18 protein-coding genes are annotated in these 21,185 nt (G+C 63.6%); 6 read left to right on the top strand and 12 right to left on the bottom strand.

Annotation, left to right across the window (positions count from 1 at the left end):
• Positions 1-12: 12 nt before the first annotated feature.
• From DOM33_RS03695 to DOM33_RS03715, 5 genes are all read right to left on the bottom strand, one after another.
• Positions 13-1,584 (bottom strand): Re/Si-specific NAD(P)(+) transhydrogenase subunit alpha, encoded by a 1,572-nt coding sequence (locus DOM33_RS03695; RefSeq protein WP_110665914.1) that lies wholly within the window; start codon positions 1,582-1,584, stop codon positions 13-15.
• 459 nt (positions 1,585-2,043) lie between these two features.
• Positions 2,044-3,504 (bottom strand): protein adenylyltransferase SelO, encoded by a 1,461-nt coding sequence (locus DOM33_RS03700; protein WP_110665916.1) that lies wholly within the window; start codon positions 3,502-3,504, stop codon positions 2,044-2,046.
• Positions 3,505-3,644: 140 nt separating this feature from the next.
• Positions 3,645-4,547, bottom strand: a complete 903-nt coding sequence (locus DOM33_RS03705) for a glucosaminidase domain-containing protein (protein WP_110665918.1) — start codon at positions 4,545-4,547, stop codon at positions 3,645-3,647.
• Between the two features lie 182 nt (positions 4,548-4,729).
• The gene (htpG, locus tag DOM33_RS03710; protein ID WP_110665920.1) at positions 4,730-6,631 is read right to left on the bottom strand and encodes a molecular chaperone HtpG; all 1,902 of its coding nucleotides are present in this window, start codon (positions 6,629-6,631) and stop codon (positions 4,730-4,732) included.
• 191 nt (positions 6,632-6,822) lie between these two features.
• Complete coding sequence (locus DOM33_RS03715) at positions 6,823-7,173, bottom strand: YkvA family protein (protein ID WP_110665922.1); 351 nt, start codon at positions 7,171-7,173, stop codon at positions 6,823-6,825.
• A 282-nt stretch (positions 7,174-7,455) separates the two neighbouring features.
• Here DOM33_RS03715 and DOM33_RS03720 point away from each other — a divergent pair, with 282 nt between their 5' ends.
• Positions 7,456-9,441 (top strand): transglycosylase SLT domain-containing protein, encoded by a 1,986-nt coding sequence (locus DOM33_RS03720; RefSeq protein WP_239495252.1) that lies wholly within the window; start codon positions 7,456-7,458, stop codon positions 9,439-9,441.
• A 154-nt stretch (positions 9,442-9,595) separates the two neighbouring features.
• Here DOM33_RS03720 and DOM33_RS03725 read toward each other — a convergent pair whose 3' ends face one another.
• Entirely contained in the window at positions 9,596-10,174 is a 579-nt protein-coding gene (locus DOM33_RS03725; protein ID WP_110665924.1) for an exopolysaccharide biosynthesis protein, read from the bottom strand.
• A gap of 61 nt (positions 10,175-10,235) precedes the next feature.
• Entirely contained in the window at positions 10,236-10,652 is a 417-nt protein-coding gene (locus DOM33_RS03730) for an NINE protein (RefSeq protein ID WP_110665926.1), read from the bottom strand.
• 518 nt (positions 10,653-11,170) lie between these two features.
• On the opposite strand from DOM33_RS03730, the gene DOM33_RS03735 reads away from it, so the two are divergent.
• Complete coding sequence (locus DOM33_RS03735) at positions 11,171-11,377, top strand: cold-shock protein (RefSeq protein ID WP_110665928.1); 207 nt, start codon at positions 11,171-11,173, stop codon at positions 11,375-11,377.
• A 177-nt stretch (positions 11,378-11,554) separates the two neighbouring features.
• Here DOM33_RS03735 and DOM33_RS03740 read toward each other — a convergent pair whose 3' ends face one another.
• The 3 genes from DOM33_RS03740 to DOM33_RS03750 form a co-directional block, all read right to left on the bottom strand.
• Positions 11,555-11,995, bottom strand: coding sequence for a nucleoside deaminase (locus DOM33_RS03740; protein ID WP_110665930.1), 441 nt, complete (start codon positions 11,993-11,995; stop codon positions 11,555-11,557).
• Positions 11,996-12,028: 33 nt separating this feature from the next.
• The gene (gene yegS, locus DOM33_RS03745) at positions 12,029-12,919 is read right to left on the bottom strand and encodes a lipid kinase YegS (protein ID WP_338053817.1); all 891 of its coding nucleotides are present in this window, start codon (positions 12,917-12,919) and stop codon (positions 12,029-12,031) included.
• Between the two features lie 224 nt (positions 12,920-13,143).
• A complete protein-coding gene (locus tag DOM33_RS03750; RefSeq protein WP_239495253.1) occupies positions 13,144-14,328 on the bottom strand; it encodes a multidrug effflux MFS transporter in 1,185 nt (394 codons plus the stop codon).
• A 370-nt stretch (positions 14,329-14,698) separates the two neighbouring features.
• Between DOM33_RS03750 and DOM33_RS03755 the strand changes: the two genes are divergently transcribed.
• The gene (locus DOM33_RS03755) at positions 14,699-15,541 is read left to right on the top strand and encodes a formate/nitrite transporter family protein (RefSeq protein ID WP_239495254.1); all 843 of its coding nucleotides are present in this window, start codon (positions 14,699-14,701) and stop codon (positions 15,539-15,541) included.
• Positions 15,542-15,724: 183 nt separating this feature from the next.
• On the opposite strand, the gene DOM33_RS03760 is transcribed toward DOM33_RS03755, so the two are convergent.
• Positions 15,725-17,425: a 2-isopropylmalate synthase gene (locus DOM33_RS03760; protein ID WP_110665937.1), complete on the bottom strand. Its 1,701-nt coding sequence runs from the start codon at positions 17,423-17,425 to the stop codon at positions 15,725-15,727.
• A gap of 220 nt (positions 17,426-17,645) precedes the next feature.
• Between DOM33_RS03760 and DOM33_RS03765 the strand changes: the two genes are divergently transcribed.
• From DOM33_RS03765 to DOM33_RS03775, 3 genes are all read left to right on the top strand, one after another.
• Entirely contained in the window at positions 17,646-18,137 is a 492-nt protein-coding gene (locus tag DOM33_RS03765) for an Lrp/AsnC family transcriptional regulator (protein ID WP_110667497.1), read from the top strand.
• Between the two features lie 155 nt (positions 18,138-18,292).
• Complete coding sequence (locus tag DOM33_RS03770; protein ID WP_110665939.1) at positions 18,293-19,261, top strand: tripartite tricarboxylate transporter substrate binding protein; 969 nt, start codon at positions 18,293-18,295, stop codon at positions 19,259-19,261.
• A 71-nt stretch (positions 19,262-19,332) separates the two neighbouring features.
• The gene (locus DOM33_RS03775; RefSeq protein WP_110667499.1) at positions 19,333-20,133 is read left to right on the top strand and encodes an HpcH/HpaI aldolase family protein; all 801 of its coding nucleotides are present in this window, start codon (positions 19,333-19,335) and stop codon (positions 20,131-20,133) included.
• Positions 20,134-20,241: 108 nt separating this feature from the next.
• Here DOM33_RS03775 and DOM33_RS16115 read toward each other — a convergent pair whose 3' ends face one another.
• The gene (locus DOM33_RS16115; RefSeq protein ID WP_162617885.1) at positions 20,242-20,544 is read right to left on the bottom strand and encodes a hypothetical protein; all 303 of its coding nucleotides are present in this window, start codon (positions 20,542-20,544) and stop codon (positions 20,242-20,244) included.
• Between the last annotated feature and the right edge of the window lie 641 nt (positions 20,545-21,185).

Consider the following 21,185-nt stretch of genomic DNA (forward strand, 5'->3'; position numbering starts at 1 on the left):
TCTCTCCGCGGGTCAGGATTTCTGGAACATGGCGAGCATGCGTCGGGTAACCAGGAAGCCACCCACGATATTGATCGACGCGATGAGCACCGAGAGTCCCGCCAGCAGCGCCACCAGCGAGCTCCCGGAGCCTATCTGGAGGATCGCCCCCAGGATGACGATGCCCGAGATCGCATTGGTGACCGCCATCAATGGCGTATGCAGCGAGTGACTCACACTCCAGATCACCTGGAAGCCGATGAAACAGGCCAGCACGAAGACGATGAAGTGCTGCATGAACGACGCCGGCGCCACCATCCCCAGCAGCCACATGGTTACCGCACCGGCGGCGAGCAGACCGACCTGCCGCTGGGTCTGGGCCACGAAACCTGCGTGAGCGGCGGCGCGCTTCTCTTCCGGTGTCGGCTCCTTGACCCGCGCCTTCGGCTTGGCCGCCCCGATCGCCTTCACCTTGGGCGGCGGCGGCGGAAAGGTCACCTGCGACTCGTGGACCACGGTCGTCCCGCGAATCACATCGTCCTCCATGTCGTGGACGATCTGCCCGTCCTTTTCCGGGGTGAGGTCGGTCAGCAGATGACGCACGTTGGTGGCATAGAGCAAGGAGGCCTGGGTCGCCATGCGCGAGGGGAAGTCGGTATAGCCGACGACGATGACCCCGTTGTCGGTAACGACCCGCTTGTCCATCACGGTGGCATCGCAGTTACCGCCCTTTTCCGCGGCGAGATCGACGATCACCGAGCCCGGTTTCATCGCCGCGACCATATCGTCGAGCCAGAGCTTGGGCGCCTCTCGACCGGGAATCAGCGCCGTGGTGATGACGATGTCGACCTCGGCGGCCTGCTCGCGGAACAGTGCCAACTGCTTTTCGCGAAACTCCGGGCTCGAGGGGGCGGCATAGCCGCCGCTGCCGGCACCGTCCTGCCCCTCGTCGAAATCCAGAAACAGGAACTCTGCGCCCATCGATTCGATCTGCTCGGCGACTTCGGGACGCACGTCGAAGGCACGCACCACGGCGCCGAGGCTGGTCGCGGTACCGATGGCGGCAAGCCCCGCGACCCCTGCACCGATCACCAGCACCTTCGCTGGCGGCACCTTGCCGGCGGCGGTCACCTGACCGGTGAAGAAGCGACCGAACTGGTTCCCCGCCTCGATCACCGCGCGATAGCCGGCAATGTTGGCGGTGCTCGAGAGCGCGTCCATCTTCTGAGCGCGCGAGATGCGCGGCACCATATCCATGGCGAGAACGGTGGCGCCAGTGGCGCGGCATGCCTCGAGACGCGCCTCGTTCTGCGCCGGCCAGAAGAAAGCGATCAGCGTCTGCCCCGGGCGCAGCCGACCGACCTCGTCGTCCAGGGGCTCGCGCACCTTGATCACTACCTCGGCGCGCGTCCAGAGCGCCTCGGCACTCTCGACCACCTCGACGCCCGCTTCCCGGTAGGCGTCGTCGGTGAAGCCGGCGAGCACGCCGGCGCCACTCTCGATCAAACAGTCGTGGCCGAGCTTCTGCATCTGACGCGCGCTTTCGGGCGTCAGCGCCACCCGCGCCTCGCCCCTGGCGCGCTCTTTCACAGCCCCGACCTTCATGCGGAACCCCCCGCCTGGCGGGCGACGGCCAATGTCAGTTCTCTCCCGGTCGACGCGGAATCGCCGACGCTCGTGTTCACTCGCTCGCGCTGAGTCATGCCCTCGGGCTCCTGTGGCTCGTGACCGACGTGTCGTGATGACGGTTAGTGGATGCCATCTTTCGCAAAGCGCGGCAGCGGATCAAGCGGCAGGGAGAAAAACCAACCTGATCAATATTTTATGGCTTGCATAAGCCAATCGTTATGTCTTGATTCACAGATAACGTGATGAATAAAAAAAGAAAAACCGGACCTCTCGGTCCGGTTATCGATGCCATAACGAATGGCTTATTCCACGGTTTTTCGGCCGGTACCCTTCATCGATTCAGGGGCGCCCCACCGGGGCACTCGCACCGGCTGCGCCGCATCCCCGCCGGAGATATTCGGCAGGGTGCGTCCACGCGACATCGGGAAGCGGCACTTACGAGGAGCAGGAGAGCACCACCGGCGGGGCGCTCGGCGCCGGCGCCTCGGCCCAGGCCTCCATCCCCGGCTGCGCCTCGAAGGGCGACGCCAGCAGCGTTCGAAACGTGCGCAGCGGCTCGACATCACCCTGCGCCGCCGCTTCGATGACCTGCTGCGCGAGATGGGTACGCAGCACGTAGAGCGGGTTGACCCGGCGCATGGCGGCGAGGCGTTCGGTATCGCTCCGAGTTTCCGAAGCGAGCCGCGCGCGGTATCGCTCGAGCCAGGCATCCCGGTCGGGATGATCGATTTCGTCGGTCAGCGACAGGCCGCCGACGACGTCCTGATCGCTCAGGGCACGAAAGCTGCGGTGAAAATCCGCACGGCTTGTCTCGAGTAGCGCAAGCCAGCCGTCGATCAGCTCGCCGTCGTCCTCCCGGGCGGTCTCGAGTCCCAGACGAGCGCGCATCAGAATGGCGTAGGCGGACTGAAGCGTCGGCTCGTAGCTGTCGAGAATCTCGCGCAGTCGCTCGGTCGCGATCAGCGGCGTCAGCGACTGACCGAGAACGCTCAGGTTCCAGAGCGCCACTCCGGGCTGCTGATCGAAGGCGTAACGCCCGGTGGCGTCGGTGTGATTCGGCGTCAGATCGCGCTCGAAACGATCCATGAACGCGTAGGGGCCGTAGTCCAGCGTCAACCCGAGGATCGACATGTTATCGGTATTCATCACCGCATGAACGAAGCCGTAGGCCTGCCAGCGGGCGATCAGTTCGGCGGTGCGCGTCACCACGTCCCGAAACATGGCCTCCAGCGGCGCCTCCTGCTGGGCGAGATCGGGCCGATGGCGGTCGATCACGTGGCGCAGCAGCCGCTCGAGATCCTCGGTGCGCTGCTGCTGGTAGAGCCATTCGAAATGGCCGAAGCGAACGTGACTCTGCGCCAGCCGCAGCAGCGTCGCGCCGGGCTCGACGCGCTCCCGCATCACCTTCTCGCCATTGACGGCCACGGCGAGCGCCAGCGTGGTGGGAATCTTCAGCCCCGCCATCGCTTCGCCGGCGAGATATTCGCGGATCGACGAGCGCAGCACTGCTCGACCGTCGCCAAAGCGCGAGTACGGCGTCTCCCCGGCCCCTTTCAAATGCAGATCCATCGGGCCGTTGGGCGTGATCGCCTCGCCCAGCAGCAGCCCTCGACCGTCGCCGAGCGCCGGATTGTAGGTACCGAACTGGTGCCCCGTGTATTTCTGTGCCAGCGGATCCATGCCCGGCAGCACTCGCTCGCCGCCGAGCAGCGCGGTCAGCGAGTCGCGATCCAGGGTATCGGCGTCGAGCCCGAGCGCCCGGGCACCGGTAGGGCTGACGTCGAGAAGCTGCGTATCGACCCTTGGCGTGGGCGCGACGCGCGTGAAGAAGTCTTCGGGGAAACGGGACCAGACGTTATCGAAGGTCAACGTCTCGAGAGACGAGTCACGAGCCATGGCGATCTCCTGGACTGGCGTATAAGACCTTGAGTCTAACGTAAAGGCGGGCGGGGTCGTAAAATCCGCGAGCCGAGCATCGGCGGCCGAACGGACCCGGCCTCGAGCGAGTGCCGGAGCAGGCACGCGGCGCGCCGGCGTCAGACCCGACGGTGGCGCGAAGCCACGACCAGCCCTTCCCCGCCTTCGATGCCGTGGCGGCGAATGAGATCGCCATTGGTCTGCAGCAGGCCGAGCAGCTGGCTCTGATAGTCCGGCGACGTGGAGTAATTGTGCAGCGTACCGATCAGGCGCTCGGCGGAGATCGACTTACCCTGAAGCGCCAGCGTATTGCGCTCGCGACGGAGCTGCGCATAGGCGCGGTGGGTATTGAGGTTGTGCAGATAGGCGTGTACGCCGTCGCGCACCGTGTCGAAGACTTGAAACCGACGCGACGTGCCCTGCTGGGCGATGCCGCAGCCGTCGCTGAAGCAGCGCATGCCGAAGACGTTGTTACTCTGGCGGGCGATACGCGACGTTCCCCAACCGGACTCCTCGACGGCCTGAATGACGACCATCTCCAGCGGCACGGTATTGACGCGGGCGAGCAGTTCGCGAGGGACCTCGCCGCCGTCATAGGCGACCCCGTAGTCGTCACAGAGCGCGGCGAGTCGACGTCGCTCGTCCTCACGCAGCGGATTGACGCGAGTCTCGATACCCACCAGCCAGTTGCGATCCGCCTGAACCCGCGCATTCTCGGCCTGAACCAGGGGGACGACGAGTTCCAGAAACGCCGCCTTGCGTTTGGGCCCGGCCTTGACCTTGCGCAGATCGGGCAGCTCGTCGACCGGATCGAGCGCCGGAGGCTGAACCTCGCCATGTAGCGTGGGCGCCAGCTGAGACGTCGGCGCTGCCTGCACCACCGGCGACAGCGATGCGCCGCCCCAGGTGAGCGCAAGCCCGAGCGTCAACGCCAGCGTACGGCGGCGAGTCGCGACAGTGGGTGCCAGCGACGTCCAACGCGAAGACAGACGCTCGAAGATTCGGCGATTTAGAAAGAACATGGAGGAGGATCGCGACATTTCCGCTCCCTCTTTGCGAATAGACAAGAAGACTAACAGCAATCGGGCGTGCGCTTGAGGAAAAACCGTGCAAGCGCCTACCCCTCAAAAAGGAGCCGGCCGACCCTTTCGGGCCGGCCGGCGATCGAGTCGACCGGAGATCGACGCTCGAGATCTGACGGGCGTCAGGCGCTGAGCAGCGTGTTCAGTCGCTTGACGTAGGCCGCCGGATCGTCGAGATGGCCGCCCTCGGCAATCACGGCCTGGTCGAGCAGAATGCGCGCCAGATCGTCGAAAGTCTCGCTACCGGTCGTCTCGAGGCGATTGACCAGCGCATGCTCGGGGTTGAGCTCGAGGATCGGCTTCACCTCGGGCAACGCCTGACCGGCCGCTTCCATCAGTCGGCGCATCTGGAAGCCCATCTCGTGCTCCGGCAACACCACGCAGGCCGGAGAGTCGGTCAGGCGGTGCGTGACGCGCACTTCCTGAACGTCGTCGCCGAGCGCCTGCTTGACGCGCTGGACCAGGTCTTCCTTCGCCTTGGCAGTCTCTTCCTGCGCCTGTTTCTCCTGCTCGTCGGCCATGTCGTCGAGGTCGAGATCCCCCTTGGCGACATCGGCGAGCGCCTTGCCGTCGAACTCGGTGAGATGGCTCGTCAGCCACTCGTCGATACGGTCGTGGAGTAGCACCACTTCGATGCCCTTCTTGCGGAAGATCTCGAGATGCGGGCTGTGGCTCGCCGCGTTGAAGCTGTCGGCGACGATGTAGTAGATCTTCTGCTGGCCTTCCTTCATGCGCGACACATAGTCGGCGAGCGACTGGTCCTGCGTCGTGCTGTCGGTATGGGTCGTGGAGAAGCGCAGCAGTTCTGCGATCTTGTCACGGTTGGCGTGGTCTTCCGCCGGGCCTTCCTTGAGCACGCTGCCGAAGGTGTTCCAGAACGTCTGGTAGGCGTCCGGGTCCTTGGCGAGCTTCTTGAGCATGTCGAGTGCGCGCTTGGTCAGCGCGGACTTCATGGAGTCGACCTGGGGCGACTTCTGCAGCAGCTCGCGGGAGACGTTGAGCGGCAGATCCTTGGAGTCGAGCACCCCTTTGACGAAGCGCAGGTAGAGCGGCAGGAACGCTTCGGCGTCGTCCATGATGAAGACGCGCTGGACGTAGAGCTTCAGGCCGCGCACGCCGTCACGCTGGTATAGATCGAACGGCGCCTGGGCCGGCAGATACAGCAGGCTGGTGTACTCGAGCTTGCCCTCGACCTTGTTGTGGCTCCAGGTGAGCGGGTCGTTGAAGTCGTGCGAGATGTGCTTGTAGAAAGTCTTGTACTCGTCGTCGCTGATCTCCGCTTTCGGACGCACCCAGAGCGCAGTCGCTTCGTTGACGGTCTCCCAACTGACGGTCTCGCTGCCTTCGATCTCGTTGCCCTCGTCATCCTGGGCCTTCTCGACCTTGGGCATGCGCACCGGCACATCGATGTGATCGGAGTACTTGCGGACCAGATTCTTGAGGCGGAACTCGTCGGCGAACTCCTTGGCGTCCTCTTTCAGGTGCAGCACGATCTCGGTGCCGCGCTCGGGACGCTCGATTTCGGCGATGGTGAATTCGCCCTCGCCCTTGGAGCGCCACTCCACGCCCTGCTCCGCATCCGCGCGGCGGGTGCGCACGACCATTTCATCGGCGACGATGAAGCCCGAGTAGAAACCGACACCGAACTGGCCGATGAGCTTGGCGTCCTTCTGCTTTTCGCCGGAAAGCTGCTTGAGGAAGTCTGCCGTACCGCTCTTGGCGATGGTGCCGAGATTCTGGATCACTTCGTCTCGGCTCATGCCGATACCGGTATCACGAACCGTCACCGTGCCGGCCTCGGCATCGTGTTCGATCTCGATACGCAGCTCGGCATCGCTGCCGTAGAGCGCGTCGTTTTCCAACGCTTCGTAGCGCAGCTTGTCGCAGGCATCCGCCGAGTTGGAAATCAACTCGCGTAGAAAGATCTCCCGGTTGGAGTACAGGGAGTGAATCATCAGATGCAAAAGCTGCTTGACCTCGGTCTGGAAGCCGAGCGTTTCTTCTTGATGGGTGGCGGTAGTCATTGACGAGCCTCTTGACGCGATTTCGAAATAAAGCGAACGAAATGAAGACGCCAGTGAATATGGGGCTCGGCGGTTGGATTTCAACCATCCACGGCGCATGGTCCCCTCAAAGACAACGACGCAGCCGAGGCTGCGTCGCAGGGCGCGTGAGCTCGACGCTGACGGCCGGATACCACTACCGCCCGCTTCGCTCACTCGGCGACGTCGGACTTCTCCTCTTCGAAGTCCTCCTCGACGCCCTTCCAGCGTCGATAGTCCGCCAGGGCGCGATCCACTCGGGTAAGCAGCCAGCCGACGATGAAGATATCGTCGACGACACCGATGATCATCAGAAAATCCGGGATCAGATCGAACGGCGAGACCAGATACACCAGGGCGAGGGCCATCCACGCGAACGCCGACCAGGGGACGGGGCGATAACGACCTTTGGCGACATCGACGGTCATGGGGCCGAAGATTCGAAACGCACGGCCGATTCGCGTCAGCGCACCGCCACGCTGCTTGAGTCGCGAGAACTGCGAGAACAGGCGCAAGGGATTCATGATGGGCAACTCCAGTGATAGGCACGCTCGGCGCTTCATCGCCGCGGGGTGGACAGGATATGGTTGCGACAACGCCCGGATTCAATCTCGCGACGAACATGCCACACTACGCCACGTCTCGCGTCGCTCGAACCCGTGCGCTCCGCTATCGGCAACCCGCCAGGTAACGGACGCGGACCAGAACGCACCGCGACGACTATCAGAATAGACGGCGCATCCCCGCTTGGCAGTGACGGTGGCGAACGAAAGCCAAGATACAAGACGACGACAGAGAGTAGAGCCATGCCCCCGATGTTTTCGCGTCCACGCTGGTTGCGCTGGTGTCTTGCCGGCGCCTTGAGTCTCGGCGCGGTCGGCACGAGTCTGACGCTACCGGCCGCGACGATGCCCGGTACCGATGACAGCGATCGCGTCATGAAGCGAGCGCTGGATGCCGCCCGCGATCAGCGCTTCTCCGCCATCGATCAGGGCGCGATCCAGGATCACGTTCTCGCCGGCTACGTCGAATACCACCGCCTCAAAGCGCGGCTGTCCACCGCGTCGGCAGCCGAGATCAACGACTTTCTCGTACGCTACGGCGATTCGCCGCTGGCCGACTGGATGCGCGGCGTCGCGCAGACGCGCCTCGGTCAGCTCGGGCGTTTCGACGACCTGCTCGCGATCAGCGACGGCGAACCGTCGAGCACGATTCGCCAGTGCTACTACTACACGGCGCTACTCGACCGCGACCCCGGCCAGGCGGCGCAAGGGGGCGAAGCGCTCTGGCACGTGGGCAGCTCGCAGCCCGACGCCTGCGACACGCTCTTCGAGACACTCAAGCGTCGCGGCGTGCTCACCGACGAGGATACCTGGGAGCGAACGATGCTCGCCTGGCAGAACGGCCAGAGCGGACTCGCTGACTACCTCGCGGACCAGCTGCCGCCAAGCTGGCAGCCCGCTATCGCGAGCTACGAACGTATGCGCGGCAACTATGCGGGCGTGACTGGCGTACCGTTGAATCTCGGCCCGGACGGCGAAGCCAGCGGCGCGCTGATCGCCGCCACCTTCCACGCCTTTACCCGCGCCGACACCGAAGCCGCCCTGGAGGCCTGGCGCAAGATGTCGCCCCACGTGAATCTCGCCCCGGCACAACGCCACGAGGTCGAGCACGACCTGGCCTTCTACTCCATGGTCCGCGATGTCGGCAACAATCAGGGCTGGGTCGACGAGACGTTACCGCGGCTCGCGGATACGGATCTCATCGAACTGCGGATTCGTAACGCCGTGACCTCGGGCAACTGGCCGAACGTCGTGCACTGGGTGCAGGCACTCTCCCCCGAGGCGCGTCAGGACGCGCACTGGCGGTACTGGCTCGGTCGTGCCCGCGAGGCGATGGGCGATGACGACGCCGCTCGCCAGGCCTACGCGCTGGCTGCCAACGAACGCAACTTCTTCGGCTTCGCGGCCGCTGACCGTGTCGGCCAACCGTATCGCCTGCAGATGGCCGATACCCGGATCACACCGCTGCAGCAGGAGCTGACGGCGATGCTGCCGGTCGTGCAGCGAACCGAGGCACTGATGCGGATCGGTGAAGAGGGGCTGGCGCGTAGCGAGTGGTATACCGCTGCCGCCAGAGACAGCGAGGAGCAGGCCGAAGCCCTTGCCGACTACGCCATCCGTCAGGGCTGGTACGCCATGGCGGTCCAGACGACGATCGCCGCCAAACAGTGGGATGCTCTACCCTGGCGCTTCCCCGCCGCGTACCGGGACTCGTTCCTTCAGTGGGGCGAGCGCAACCAGGTCGATCCTTATCTGCTGATGGGCATCGCCCGCCGCGAGAGCGCCTTCAACCCGGCAGCGATGTCGCCGGTCGGCGCCCGCGGGCTGATGCAGCTGATGCCCGGTACTGCGGATCACGTCGCGCGGGATCTCGGCATCAGCGCACCGGCGACCGCAGCACTATTCGACCCGCAGCTCAACATTCGACTGGGCAGCCGCTACATCCAGTCGATGCTGGAGCGCTACCGCGGCAATCGCATCGCCGCGACAGCTGCCTACAACGCCGGGCCCGGCCGTGTGGATCGCTGGCTGGCCAGCGCGCCGAGCGAGTTCGACCGTTTCGTCGAAAGCATTCCGTTTCGCGAGACACGAGACTACGTCCAGGCGGTTCTCGCCTATAGGGTCATTTTCGAGAGCCTCGCCAAGCAGGGTGACACCCAGGGTGTCGCCATGCTCTCGCCGACGGAGCGCCAAGGCCGCTACGATGCCACCTTGATCGCGCGTAACTGAGCGTCGGGCGCGGCGCGACTCGCCGCCGTCGCGGGCCGGCGTGACGAAGAACGCTCAACCGCGAGCAGCGTGCTCGCGGGGCCTTGAAAGACGACGCCACGCTGATCGGATCAGCGTGGCGTCGTCGTTTTCACGTCTCGAGTGCCGAGTGGGATTACAGCACGCCGAAGGCGATCCCGACACCGCCGCCCAGCGTCACCAACAGCCCGATCAGCATCAGTAGCCCGTCACCTGCGGTCAGCCCGAGCGCCATGCTGACGATGGCGATTGCCGGAACCGCCGCCGCGAACGGCAACAGTTCGAGCGGGATCATCCCCAGCCCCAGCACCGTCAGCAGAACGGCAAGCAGGCGCTGCGCCATCTCCCCCATTAGCCACTGCAACCGCGGCTTGAGCAGCTTGTCGATGCGTCGCGTCCAGGGTTTGATGCGCTCGGTGACCCGATGCCAGCGGTCGTGACTGATGCCCCGCTCGCGAAGCATGCGGGGTAGCCACGGACTGCGTCGCCCGAAGACCAGCTGAATCGCCATCAGTGCAATGAAGATGCCGCATAGACTCGGTACCCCCGGTACGCCACCGGTCGGCAGCGCGGCGATCAGCGCCGGCAGCAGAAAGACGGGGCCGAAGCCCCGTGAGTCGAACGTTTCGACGATATCGCCAAGGGTGATGGTTTCGTCTTTGACGCGATCGTCGAGCGTTTCGAGTATGTCGGTCAGTTTGAGCGTGTCTGCCAAGTGTCACCTCCGTGTGACGCAGGTTGAGATCGCGGTGGCGGTATCAATTCAGCGATACCGATCAAAGGCCGCGGCGGGCGTGTTTGAGCGAGATCTGGTCGTTGAGCGTCCAGAAATCGTAGAGAACGCCGACGAGAAACAGGCCGCCGGTGAACAGATAGATGATCCCGGTGATCCATTTGCCCATATAGAGCCGATGAACCCCGAACACTCCCAGGAATGTCAGCAGAACCCAGGCGAGCGTGTAGCTCACCGGCCCGCCGCGAAAACGCAGGTCCGCCTGGCGATCCATGGCGGGGATCAAGAACACGTCGATCAGCCAGCCGATGCCGAACAGACCCAGGGTAAGAAACCAGATGGTGCCGGTAACGGGCTTACCGTAGTAGAAACGGTGAGCGCCGGTGAAACCGAACACCCAAAGGATGTAGCCGATGATCTTGCTGTGAGTGTCGTTGAGGACGACTTCCTGATGCGTCACGCCTGTGGCTCCCGAGCTGCCATGATTGTCGAAGTTGCATGCCGACCGGCGGCGTCGAGCGACGCGCCGAGCGCGAGTATTCTACGCCAGTGAAGCGCCACGAGAACGTTTACCGTCATCGATCGATCCGGTGGTCGAAAATTCCGTCGATCGATGAGTAGCGAGAGAGATTGCACACACTTCGGCCACCTTCTCGAAAAGGGTGAATAAAACCATACTCGGCGTCGCGATCCCCCCGAAAAAAAGGCGCTGACGTCGTGTAGACGGCGCTCGAATTTCCATCTAAGGTTTCAAAGCGATGTGTGATGACGCACCGGGTTACGCCAGGTCGACACGGCTTGACGATTTCCGAACGTGACATGCACCATCGCTGCGTAGGTTTGCAGGTAGAATGGCGTCAGTTGGTAGTCGATCTCGTCGAACTTCTCTAGCGCATTCCCTTCCTCGCCTTACCGCGCAATTCGGGCGTTTCCTCGAATCGCTCAGCTACATCAATAGGCAAGTTAAGGAAATCGACAATGGCAACTGGCACTGTCAAATGGTTCAACGACACTAAAGGCTACGGCTTCATCTCTCCGGACGACGGCGGTGATGACCTGTTCGCGCACTTCTCCGAAATTCAGGCGGAAGGCTTCAAAACTCTGCAAGACGGCCAGAAGGTCTCCTTCGACGTCACTCAGGGCAAAAAAGGCCTTCAGGCCGCAAACATCAAGGTTACCGGCTGATACGTCTGACACCCTTGAGCAAAGCCCACCATCACGGTGGGCTTTTTAATGCCTGATACGTCGGCGTGACCTAACCAGAATTCCCGCGCGCCAGCTTTTCGCTGCCAGTCGCCCCGCCCTGCCGCACATGGCGCGTGCACGCAGGACTCAAAGACCCATGAACGCGCGATAGCCCTTTCAGGGCTCGCCGATGTCTTCGTTCCAGATCTCGGGATGGGCCTCGATGAAGGTCGTCATCAGCTTCTGACACGTCTCGTCGTCCAGCACTTCCACTTCGACGCCGCGGTCGCGCAGATGCGCTTCTTCCCCCTGAAAGGTTCGATTCTCGCCGACCACGACCTTGGGAATGCCGTAGAGCAGAATGGCGCCGCTGCACATGCAGCACGGTGACAGCGTGGTATAGAGCACCGACTCGCGATACACCGACGCCGGCAGGCGCCCGGCATTCTCCAGGGCATCCATCTCGCCGTGCAGGATGGCGCTGGACTGCTGCTGACGACGATTGTGTCCGCGACCGATGATCTCACCGCGATGCACCAGCACTGAACCAATGGGTACGCCGCCCTCGGCGAGACCGGTGCTCGCTTCGTCGATTGCCGCCTGCATGAATGGATCCATCGTCTTTGTTCTCCGTTGAGTGAAGGGGTGGCGTCACGTGCGGCTGAAGAGCTCGCACTCCGCAGGTGCGACCAGCGCGATCGCGTCGCGGTCGAGCGAGGCGCGAAACCGTTCGTAGCGCCGCGGCTCGCCATCGAGATTGAGCGGGAAGGCCCCGTTGCTTTCGAACTCGATCCAGGGCACGCGCAGATAGCGCACGAACTCGCCGTCCTCCGGCAGGTTCTCCAGCTCGTCGATGATCTGCTTGAGCTCGCCGATCGAATTGAAATGACGCACGAAGAGCAGCTCCAGCAGGCCGTCGTCCAGCTTCGCCGACGGCGCCAGCCGCTGGCCGCCGCCGGCCTGACACCCGTTACCGATCGCCAGCATGAACAGCGGCACGCGCGTTTCGCCGTCAGGCCAGCGCAGATGCCCTTCGTAAGGCTGATAGTTCCATGCCTTGAGCATTCCCATCAGCGAGTACGCCCCGCCGCCGAGGAGTCGCTTGAGCCCTACCGGGGTGGACGTGGTGATCTCGGCGCCGAACCCCCCGGAAGCGACGTTGACGAACGGGTCGTCATCGAGCATTCCGACATCGATGGCTCGCGACTTGCCGGTCAAGGCCAGCTCGAGCGCGGCATAGGGCTCCATCGGCAGTTCCAGGCCGGTGGCGAAATCGTTCGCGCTGCCAAGCGGAAGGATGGCTAGCGCCGGACGCCGAGCGGGGTCCAGACGCATGATGCCGGCACCGACTTCGTTAATGGAGCCATCACCGCCGCCGGCGATGACTCGCGTCGCCCCCATCTTGACCGCTTCCTCGACCAGCCACAGGCCGTCACCGCCCTCCCAGGTCACACGAACCGTAAGCGCATGCCCTGCCTTGCGAAGCGATTCCACGGCCTCGCGAATCTGCGGTTGCTGTGCCGACTTTCCATTGAGTATCAACCATGTGCTTTCCGTGCCATGAGTGGCCATATCGATCGATTCCTTCTGGGACCCTGACTCTGGCCGAGCCAAGGGTGCTTTCCTGCTCGTTGCTTTCCACTGAAGCCGGCGCCGCGGTTCGGCTATCTCCAGTCTAGTTCAGAGTCGTCCTCGCCTGAGACAGCATGGCGACTCCTCGATTGCACGTGATTCCTTGGCCCGCCGGCACCCGCCGCGGGTTCGGGTCAGCGGCGGGTGATCTCGCCCTGATAGCGCGTTCGCAACGCCCACAGCAACAGGCCGCCACCGGTACAGATCAGCGTCAAGCCCAGCTGGGGCGGTAGCGGGGTGGTCAGCATCAGCGTCGCCGCGCTCGCACCGCCGCCGAGCTGAATCGCGCCCAGCAGTGCCGCCGCCGTGCCCGCCCGGTCCGCGAACGACTCGAGCGCCAGACTCGCCGCCGCCCCCAGCACCATCGAAAACCCGACGGAAAGCAGTGCCACCGGCCCCATGAAGACGGCAACGGAAAGCGGTAGCGTGAAGTAGAGCGCAGCGATGAGCGCCCCGCCCACACTCACCACCAACAGGCCTCGCCGGATGGTTCGTTCGCGCCCCCAGCGCGCCATGAGGCGCGGCACGATGAAAAAGGCGATCGTGCTGACCAGGGCGTTGGCGCCGAACCAGAGGCTGAACACCCACTCGGGATGGCCGAGCCGATCCATGACGATGACCGGGGCGGCCGATACATAGACCAGAATCGCCGCCATCATCACGCTCACCATGATCGCGTGATAGAGAAACCCGGCATCGAAAAGTACCGGCCGATAGCGCTGCCACTCGTAGAGCCGGGGTCGAGCAGGCGTATCGCCTGGCCGCGTTTCGCCGAAGACCCGCCAGGCGCCGAACGCCAGCAGCGCGGCGAAAGCCATCATGAACAGAAAATTGCTCCGCCAGCCGAAAGCCACTGTCAACGCTCCCCCCAGGATCGGCGCGACCGAGGGAATGAGCGTCAGCGAACCGTTGAGATAGCTGTAGAGCCGCGCGCCCTCCTCCGGCGAATAGCTGTCGCGGATGGCGGCGAAAGCGACGGTGATCGCGGCACAGGCCCCGAACCCCTGGAGCACGCGGGCGGCGTAGAGCACCTCGATACTGCCTGCCAGTAGACCCGCGAGCGCCCCGGTGCCGTAGAGCAACGCCCCGGTCAGCAGTACCGGCCGTCGCCCGTAGCGATCCGCCAGCGGTCCCACGAGTATCTGACCCAGCCCCACGCTCAGGAGGAACAGGGTGATCGTCACTTGAAGGGCGGCGAAGGAGCGCTCGAACTCCCGAGCCATGGCAGTCAAGGCAGGCAAGTAGATATCGATGGCCAGCGGCGAGAGCATGATCGCCCCCATCAATATCCAGAATGGCGGGCGTTTTCCGACCTGCATCACAACCTCGACGACCCTGTAAGGAGCGCCCACTCTAGCGCCTGGCACAGCGATGACAAGCGTTGTCGAAGCCATTCGCCCGCGGCCGAGAACGGTGGCTTGCGCCGCGGCGCCCATCGGGACGACGATGCCCGGGCACGCCTGCCTCGAGCGTACCCCGATGACTTCCAATACTCGTCGACGGCACAGGGACGCGACGTATCACTCCCCTATCAAGCGTACGGTTTTCGGTCTATGTTCACATGATCCGCGTGGGCCAGGCGTCATCGTCTCGTGGACGACACTCCGGCGGCGCGTTGAAACGGTGCGCCCACCCTCGATGAATCGACACGCCCCCGCCTTCGCAACGCCCTCGAAAAAGGACTCTCGCTTGTCAGCAATCGATAACCTCACGCCGCCCAGCCGGGTGGAAGACGAAAACGACGAACACGACCTCCAGCAGGACGAGGAGGAGCTTCCCTCCCACGCCGCCGCAGTCCACAAGTCGATTCGTGAAGAGGGCGAAAAAGAGCTCGAACGAACGGTATCGGCGCTGTTCTGGTCGGCCATGGCTGCCGGCCTGTCGATGAGCTTTTCGATGCTCGCGAAAGGCATCCTGCATGCCCACCTGCCGGACAGCGACATTGGCTTTCTCGTCGAATCGCTGGGTTATACCGTCGGCTTTCTGGTGGTCATCATGGCCCGCCAGCAGCTCTTCACCGAGAACACCGTCACCGCGGTGATCCCGGTGATGAGCCAGCCGCGAATCATTCGACTGATGCAGCTCCTGCGACTCTGGGGGGTGGTACTGATCGGCAATCTGGTGGGCGTCGCCGTCTCCGCCTGGGCGATCCTGGCCCTGCCGATCTTCTCGACGCCGACGCACGAGGCGTTCATCACCCTCGGCGAGCACGTACTCGAGAACACGCCCACCGAGATGTTCGCCAAGGGCATCATCGCCGGATGGATGATCGCGACCATGGTATGGCTACTGCCATCCGCCGGCCACGCCAAGATCTGGGTGATACTGATCGTCACCTACCTCGTCGCCATCGGCGAGTTCACCCACATCATCGTCGGCTCCACCGAGGTTCTCTACATGGTCTTTGCGGGCCAGGCGAACTGGGCGGACTACTTCCTGAAGTTCGGCTTCCCAACGCTTGCCGGCAACGTGGTGGGCGGCACCTTCATCTTCGCGCTGATCAGCCACGCGCAGATACGAAGCGAGAATTGAGGCGCACGACCTAGCGACAGGAGAACGAGAAACGGCGCCCCGCGGGGCGCCGTTTCTCGTTCTGGCGTGGCGATCGACTCGCGCAGCACGCGATTCGCCGGGTAACGCCCTACTCGCTGGATAACGCTCTTCTCGCTGGGTAACGCCCTCCTCGCTGGGTAACGCCCTCCTCGCTGGGTAACGCTACTCGCTCGCCTCGAGTTCGCGCATGGCGCTCGACGTCTGCGCGCGGGCCAGGTTGATCCCCGAAATGACCGCCTTCAACGAGGCGCTGACGGTATCGCTGTCCTCCGCCACGGCACAGATGCGCTGGCCGGCCACGTTGAGCTGCACGAAGGCGATCGCGTTGGCCTCGCTGTCGCCGCCGAGCGAGTGCTCGCTGTAGTCGACGATGCCGACGCTGTCACCGGAGTGCTTCTGCCAGGCATCGGTGAAGGATGACATCGCACCGTTGCCGGTTCCGGAGAGCCGCAGCGTCTCGGTACCCTGCCAGAGGGTGACTTCGATCCCCTCTTCGCGCCCCTTGGAGATGCGGTAGTCCGCCAGCGACAGCGGTGCTTCGCGCTGAAAGGTGTCGAACATCACCTGGCGAACGATCTCGCTGGAGAGTTCGCTGGCGCGCGCCTCGCTCTCCTGCTGAACGTAGGGGGCCAGCGCCAGCATCATCCAGCGCGGTAGGCTGATGCCGTAGTCCCGTTCGAGCAAGAACGCCATGCCGCCCTTGCCGGACTGACTGTTGACCCGAATCACCGCCTGATAGTCGCGGCCGATATCGCGAGGATCGATCGGCAGGTAGGCCACCTGCCACGGCTCGTCGGGCTGCTGTTTCTTGAGCGACTTGCGAATCGCGTCCTGGTGGCTGCCGGAGAAGGCGGTGTAGACCATTTCGCCGACCCAGGGGTGGCGCGGGTGCATGGCGATGCCCGTGCACTCCTGCACCACCTGGATGATCTCGTCGGGGTTGGAGAGATCGAGCTCGGGATCGATGCCCTGACTGTAGAGGTTCATCGCCAACGTCACGATGTCCATGTTGCCGGTGCGCTCGCCGTTACCCAGCAAGGTCCCCTCGACGCGCTCGGCGCCGGCCAGCAGCGCAAGCTCCGCGGAGGCCGCCGCGCCGCCGCGGTCGTTGTGCGTATGCACCGAGATGATCACGCTGTCGCGTCGGCTGATGTTCTGACAGAAATACTCGATCTGATCGGCATGGTGATGCGGCCCCGCCACCTCGACCGTGGTCGGCAGATTGAGGATGCACTTGCTGGCCGGCGTCGGCTGCCAGACGTCCATGACCGCTTCACAGATCGCCAGCGAGAAGTCGATCTCGGTGCTGGAAAAACTCTCCGGGGTGTACTCGAAGCGCCACTCGACCTCCGGGTAGCGTTCCGAGTAGGTCTTGACCCAGGTCGCGCCCTGTACGGCAATGTCGACGATGCCGCCGCGATCCATCTCGAACACCCGCTCGCGCTGGGTGGTGGAGGTCGAGTTGTAGAGGTGGACGATGGCCCGCTTGGCCCCGACCAGAGATTCGAAGGTCTTCTCGATGAGATGCTCGCGACACTGCACCAGCGCGGCGATGGTAACGTCGTCGGGAATCTGGTCTTCCTCGATCAGCCAGCGCACGAAATCGAAATCCGGCTGGCTCGCCGAGGGAAAGCCGACCATCACCTCCTTGATGCCCACCTTGACGATCTGATGCCAGAAGCGTTTCTTCTGCTCGACGCTCATCGGCTCGAGTAGCGCCTGGTTACCGTCGCGCAGATCCTCGCTCACCCAGACGGGCGCGTGATCGAGATCGCGATCGGGCCACTGGCGGTCGAAAGCAGGCACGCGGGGAGCCGGACGATATTTCGTGTGATCGAAGGCGCGATGGTCGAAGGCAGACATGGTGACAATTCCTGAGAGTAGAGAATGCGATTCCAGCGCCGTGGGTAACGGCGAGCGAAGGAGATCGGCGACAGGGTATGCCGACCGAACCCGGCGCTGCTCGTGACAGCCCGTTCAGTGTATCGCTTTCGTGGCGCCAGGATATTGCGATCTCGGCGCCACGAGGAGCTTTTTTGGCATAGAATAGCCACTGGATTCAATGAAAAGGCAGATTCTGCTCATGACGACGCCTCAACCGCTGTCGCTCGATCGCTATGACCGCGCCATCTTGGACATTCTTCAGCGCGACGGGCGCATCAGCAACCAGACGCTGGCCGAGCGTATCGGACTCTCGCCATCCCCCTGCCTGCGGCGAGTCAAGGCCCTCGAGGAGAACGGGCTGATACTCGGCTACCGTGCCGTGGTCGATTCACGCCCGTTGGGCTATCACCTCATGGCGCTGCTGCACATCTCGATGGATCTGCACACGGCGGAACGTTTCGATAACTTCGAGCGTCAGGTGCGTGACATCCCGGCGATCGTCGAGTGTCTGATTATCACCGGACAAGCGGCGGACTTTCAGCTCAAGATCCTGGTGCGCGACATGGACGACTACCAGCACCTGCTGCTGCACGTGATCAATCGGATCGAGGGTGTGACCGGCGCCCATACCAGTTTCGTACTGCGACGCGTCTTCGAACATCGCGGCGTTCCCACCGACCCCGCGCGCTAGGCCGATATATTAGCCCGGTGTATTAGCCCGAGGCGTTAGACGATGGCGCAATTGTGGCGCGCATCGGCAGTTGGTAAGAGATGGATGGCTAGCCCATCCATACGGTAGCGGTCGACCACGCGCCGCGCCGACGCTGCCCTCGAGGTCGTGACTCCATGCCAGCCAAACGCCTGACACCGCTGTTGCTGCTCGCCGCCTGCGGGCTCTCGCTGCCCGCCTGGGCAGACTATCCCGAAAAACCGATCACGCTGATCGTGCCGTGGTCCGCGGGCGGCGGTACCGACGCCACGGCGCGCATCATCGCCTCGTCTCTCGAGGCCGAGCTCGGCCAGACCATCAACGTCGTCAACCGCACCGGCGGCAGTGGCGTGGTCGGCCACACTGCCATCGCCAACGCCCGACCCGACGGTTACACCCTTGGCCTGGCGACGGTCGAAGTGGCCATGATGCACTGGCAGGGACTGACCGATCTCACCTACGAGGCATTCACGCCGATCGCCCAGATCAACTTCGACTCCGCCAGCCTCTCCGTCGAAAAGGATGCCGAGTACGACGGCGTGACCGCCCTTCTCGATGCGGTGCGCGAGTCCCCGCCGGGCACCTTCAACGCGTCGGGTACCGGGCTCGGGGGTATCTGGCACGTGGCGCTCAACGGTTTTCTGATGGAACAGGGTATCGAAGCGGGCAAGATCACCTGGATCCCCAGCCAGGGTTCGGCCCCGGCGATGACCGAACTCGCCTCCGGCAGCGTCGACCTGGTGGGCTCGTCACTGCCGGAAGCACGGGCCATGATCGACGCCGGAGAGCTTCGCAGCCTGGGCGTAATGACCCCCGAGCGGCTCGAAAACTTTCCCGACGTCCCGACGATGGCCGAGCAGCTCGACAGCGACTTCACCCTGGGCGCCTGGCGCGGCATCGTCGGCCCGCAAGGCATGGACGACGAGGTCGTCGCCAAGCTCGAGAGCGCGCTGAAAACGGCCTACGACAGCGATGCCTATCAGGACTTCATGGCCAAACAGGGTTACGGTGTGGTCTGGCGCGACGCGGATGACTTCGCCTCGTTGATGGCCGAGGACGACGCCAAGTTCGGCAAGATCATGGGCGAAATGAACCTCGCTCGCTGAACGTCGCCATCATGCCCGGCGGGTCGATGTCGCCGGGTTTTCTCCCTCACGTCATCGAGGACGACATCCACGTGCAACTTCCTACCAATCCTTTCGCGGCATCGCTCGGGGACGAGACTCGCTATGGCTGCTGGGCCGGCTTCGCCACTGGCTACGCCACGGAGATTCTCGCCACCACCGGCTTCGACTGGCTGCTCATCGACGGCGAGCATGCGCCAAATACGGTGCAGAGCATTCTGGCGCAGCTTCAAGCCGTCGCGCCCTACCCCTGCGCGCCGGTCGTTCGTGCCGTGAGCCAAGACCCAGCCCTGATCAAGCGACTGCTCGACATCGGCGCCCAGTCCCTGATGATTCCCATGGTCGACAACGCCGAACAGGCCGCTCGCCTCGTGGCCGCGACGCGCTATCCGCCAAACGGCATTCGCGGCGTCGGTGGCGGGCTCACCCGCGCCACCCGATGGGACAGCGTGGACGACTACATGACCCACGCCCACGAGGCGCTCTGCCTGATACCGCAGATCGAATCGCGCAACGGCGTCGAAAATGCAGAAGCGATCGCCGCGACACCGGGCATCGATGCCGTCTTCGTGGGGCCGATGGATCTTTCGACCGACGCGGGGCACCTCGGCAACCCCTCGCACCCGGACGTGCAGGCCATGATTCGTCGTGTGCTCAAAGCGACGAAGGACGCAGGCAAGCGCGCCGGCATTCTCGCACCGGCGGAGGCCGATGCCAGGCGCTATGCCGGTTGGGGTTTCGACTTCATCGCCGTGGGCATCGACGTCTCGCTGCTCTGTCAGGCGGCGCGAGAAACGATCGCGCGTTACAAGCACGATCTTCCCCAGGCCGCCAAATCCGGCCCGGGGTACTGACCCGGCGGGCCCGGCGTCAGCATTTCACGACGGCGATTTTCCCCCGCGAAGCTTGACGCCCGAAGCCATACGCAAAAGCCCCGACCACTTTTTGTGGCCGGGGCCTGGCTAAGTCACGGCGGCTCCGCACCGTGGACACCGTATGCTGGGCTGGCCTGCGGGGAATGCGCGCGCAGCTCCCGCCTCAGTCGTCTCGCGGCAAATGGGCGTCGTTGACGTCCCGGCATTGCCGGGCTCGGGGTTTTCCCATTCGGCTTCGAAACGCGAAACGATCTTGCCCTCTTCACGGCGCAGCCCGATATCGCGAAGCGTGTAATCGCTGAATTCGGAAACGGGGTAACGACTCCCGTTACGTTTGCGGATTGTCTTGCCGATCGACGCGAGTCGAGTCAGAAGGGCTTTTAAAATCATGATACCGATCTCCTTGAAAAGGAGGCCGGACACGCATCGCGGAAGAAAACAGGAAATGACGTTCGGGTCTCGGCCGCGAAGGGTGTCGCGGCCGAGGTGTCGATTCAATCCCTGACGCGCGACGATCCACGAACTCGCATACCGCGATGATTCGCGGTATTGGCGAGCTGTAGTGACGTCGAACGCTGGAATCGCATCGAATTTCCTAAAATGTATCGAGCCGCCAACTGGCGGAAGTTGGACTGGGCTTGGACCGTCGAGCTGACGGTCAACGACCGTCGGTATAACCAATAACTGACAAGTCGCTTTTCGACGAATCGCGCTCGATGAATCGAAATCGTATCGGCTCATCGCCGCGCGATTTTGCGTCCATTTAAACGCCAAATCGCAGTATTGACCGATTATTACACCGACACTTTGATTAAAAGGGATCGCCGTTGGAGCGTCAACTCGGACAATGTGACTTTCACACTGAAAGAAAGAAACGGCGGCTCATGAGTATGCAACTCGTTACTGCCGCGCCCATAATCCTGTTCTCGAGCCCCCACTGCCCGGAACTTGTCAGCTGGCGAGTCTGAACGTTGGGAATCACGCCATGCGATGCCTCGGCACCGGAAGACTTCATCTCTCCCGACCGGCGA

This window comes from Salinicola halophilus (genome assembly GCF_003206155.1).
Taxonomy (GTDB): Bacteria; Pseudomonadota; Gammaproteobacteria; order Pseudomonadales; family Halomonadaceae; genus Salinicola; species Salinicola halophilus.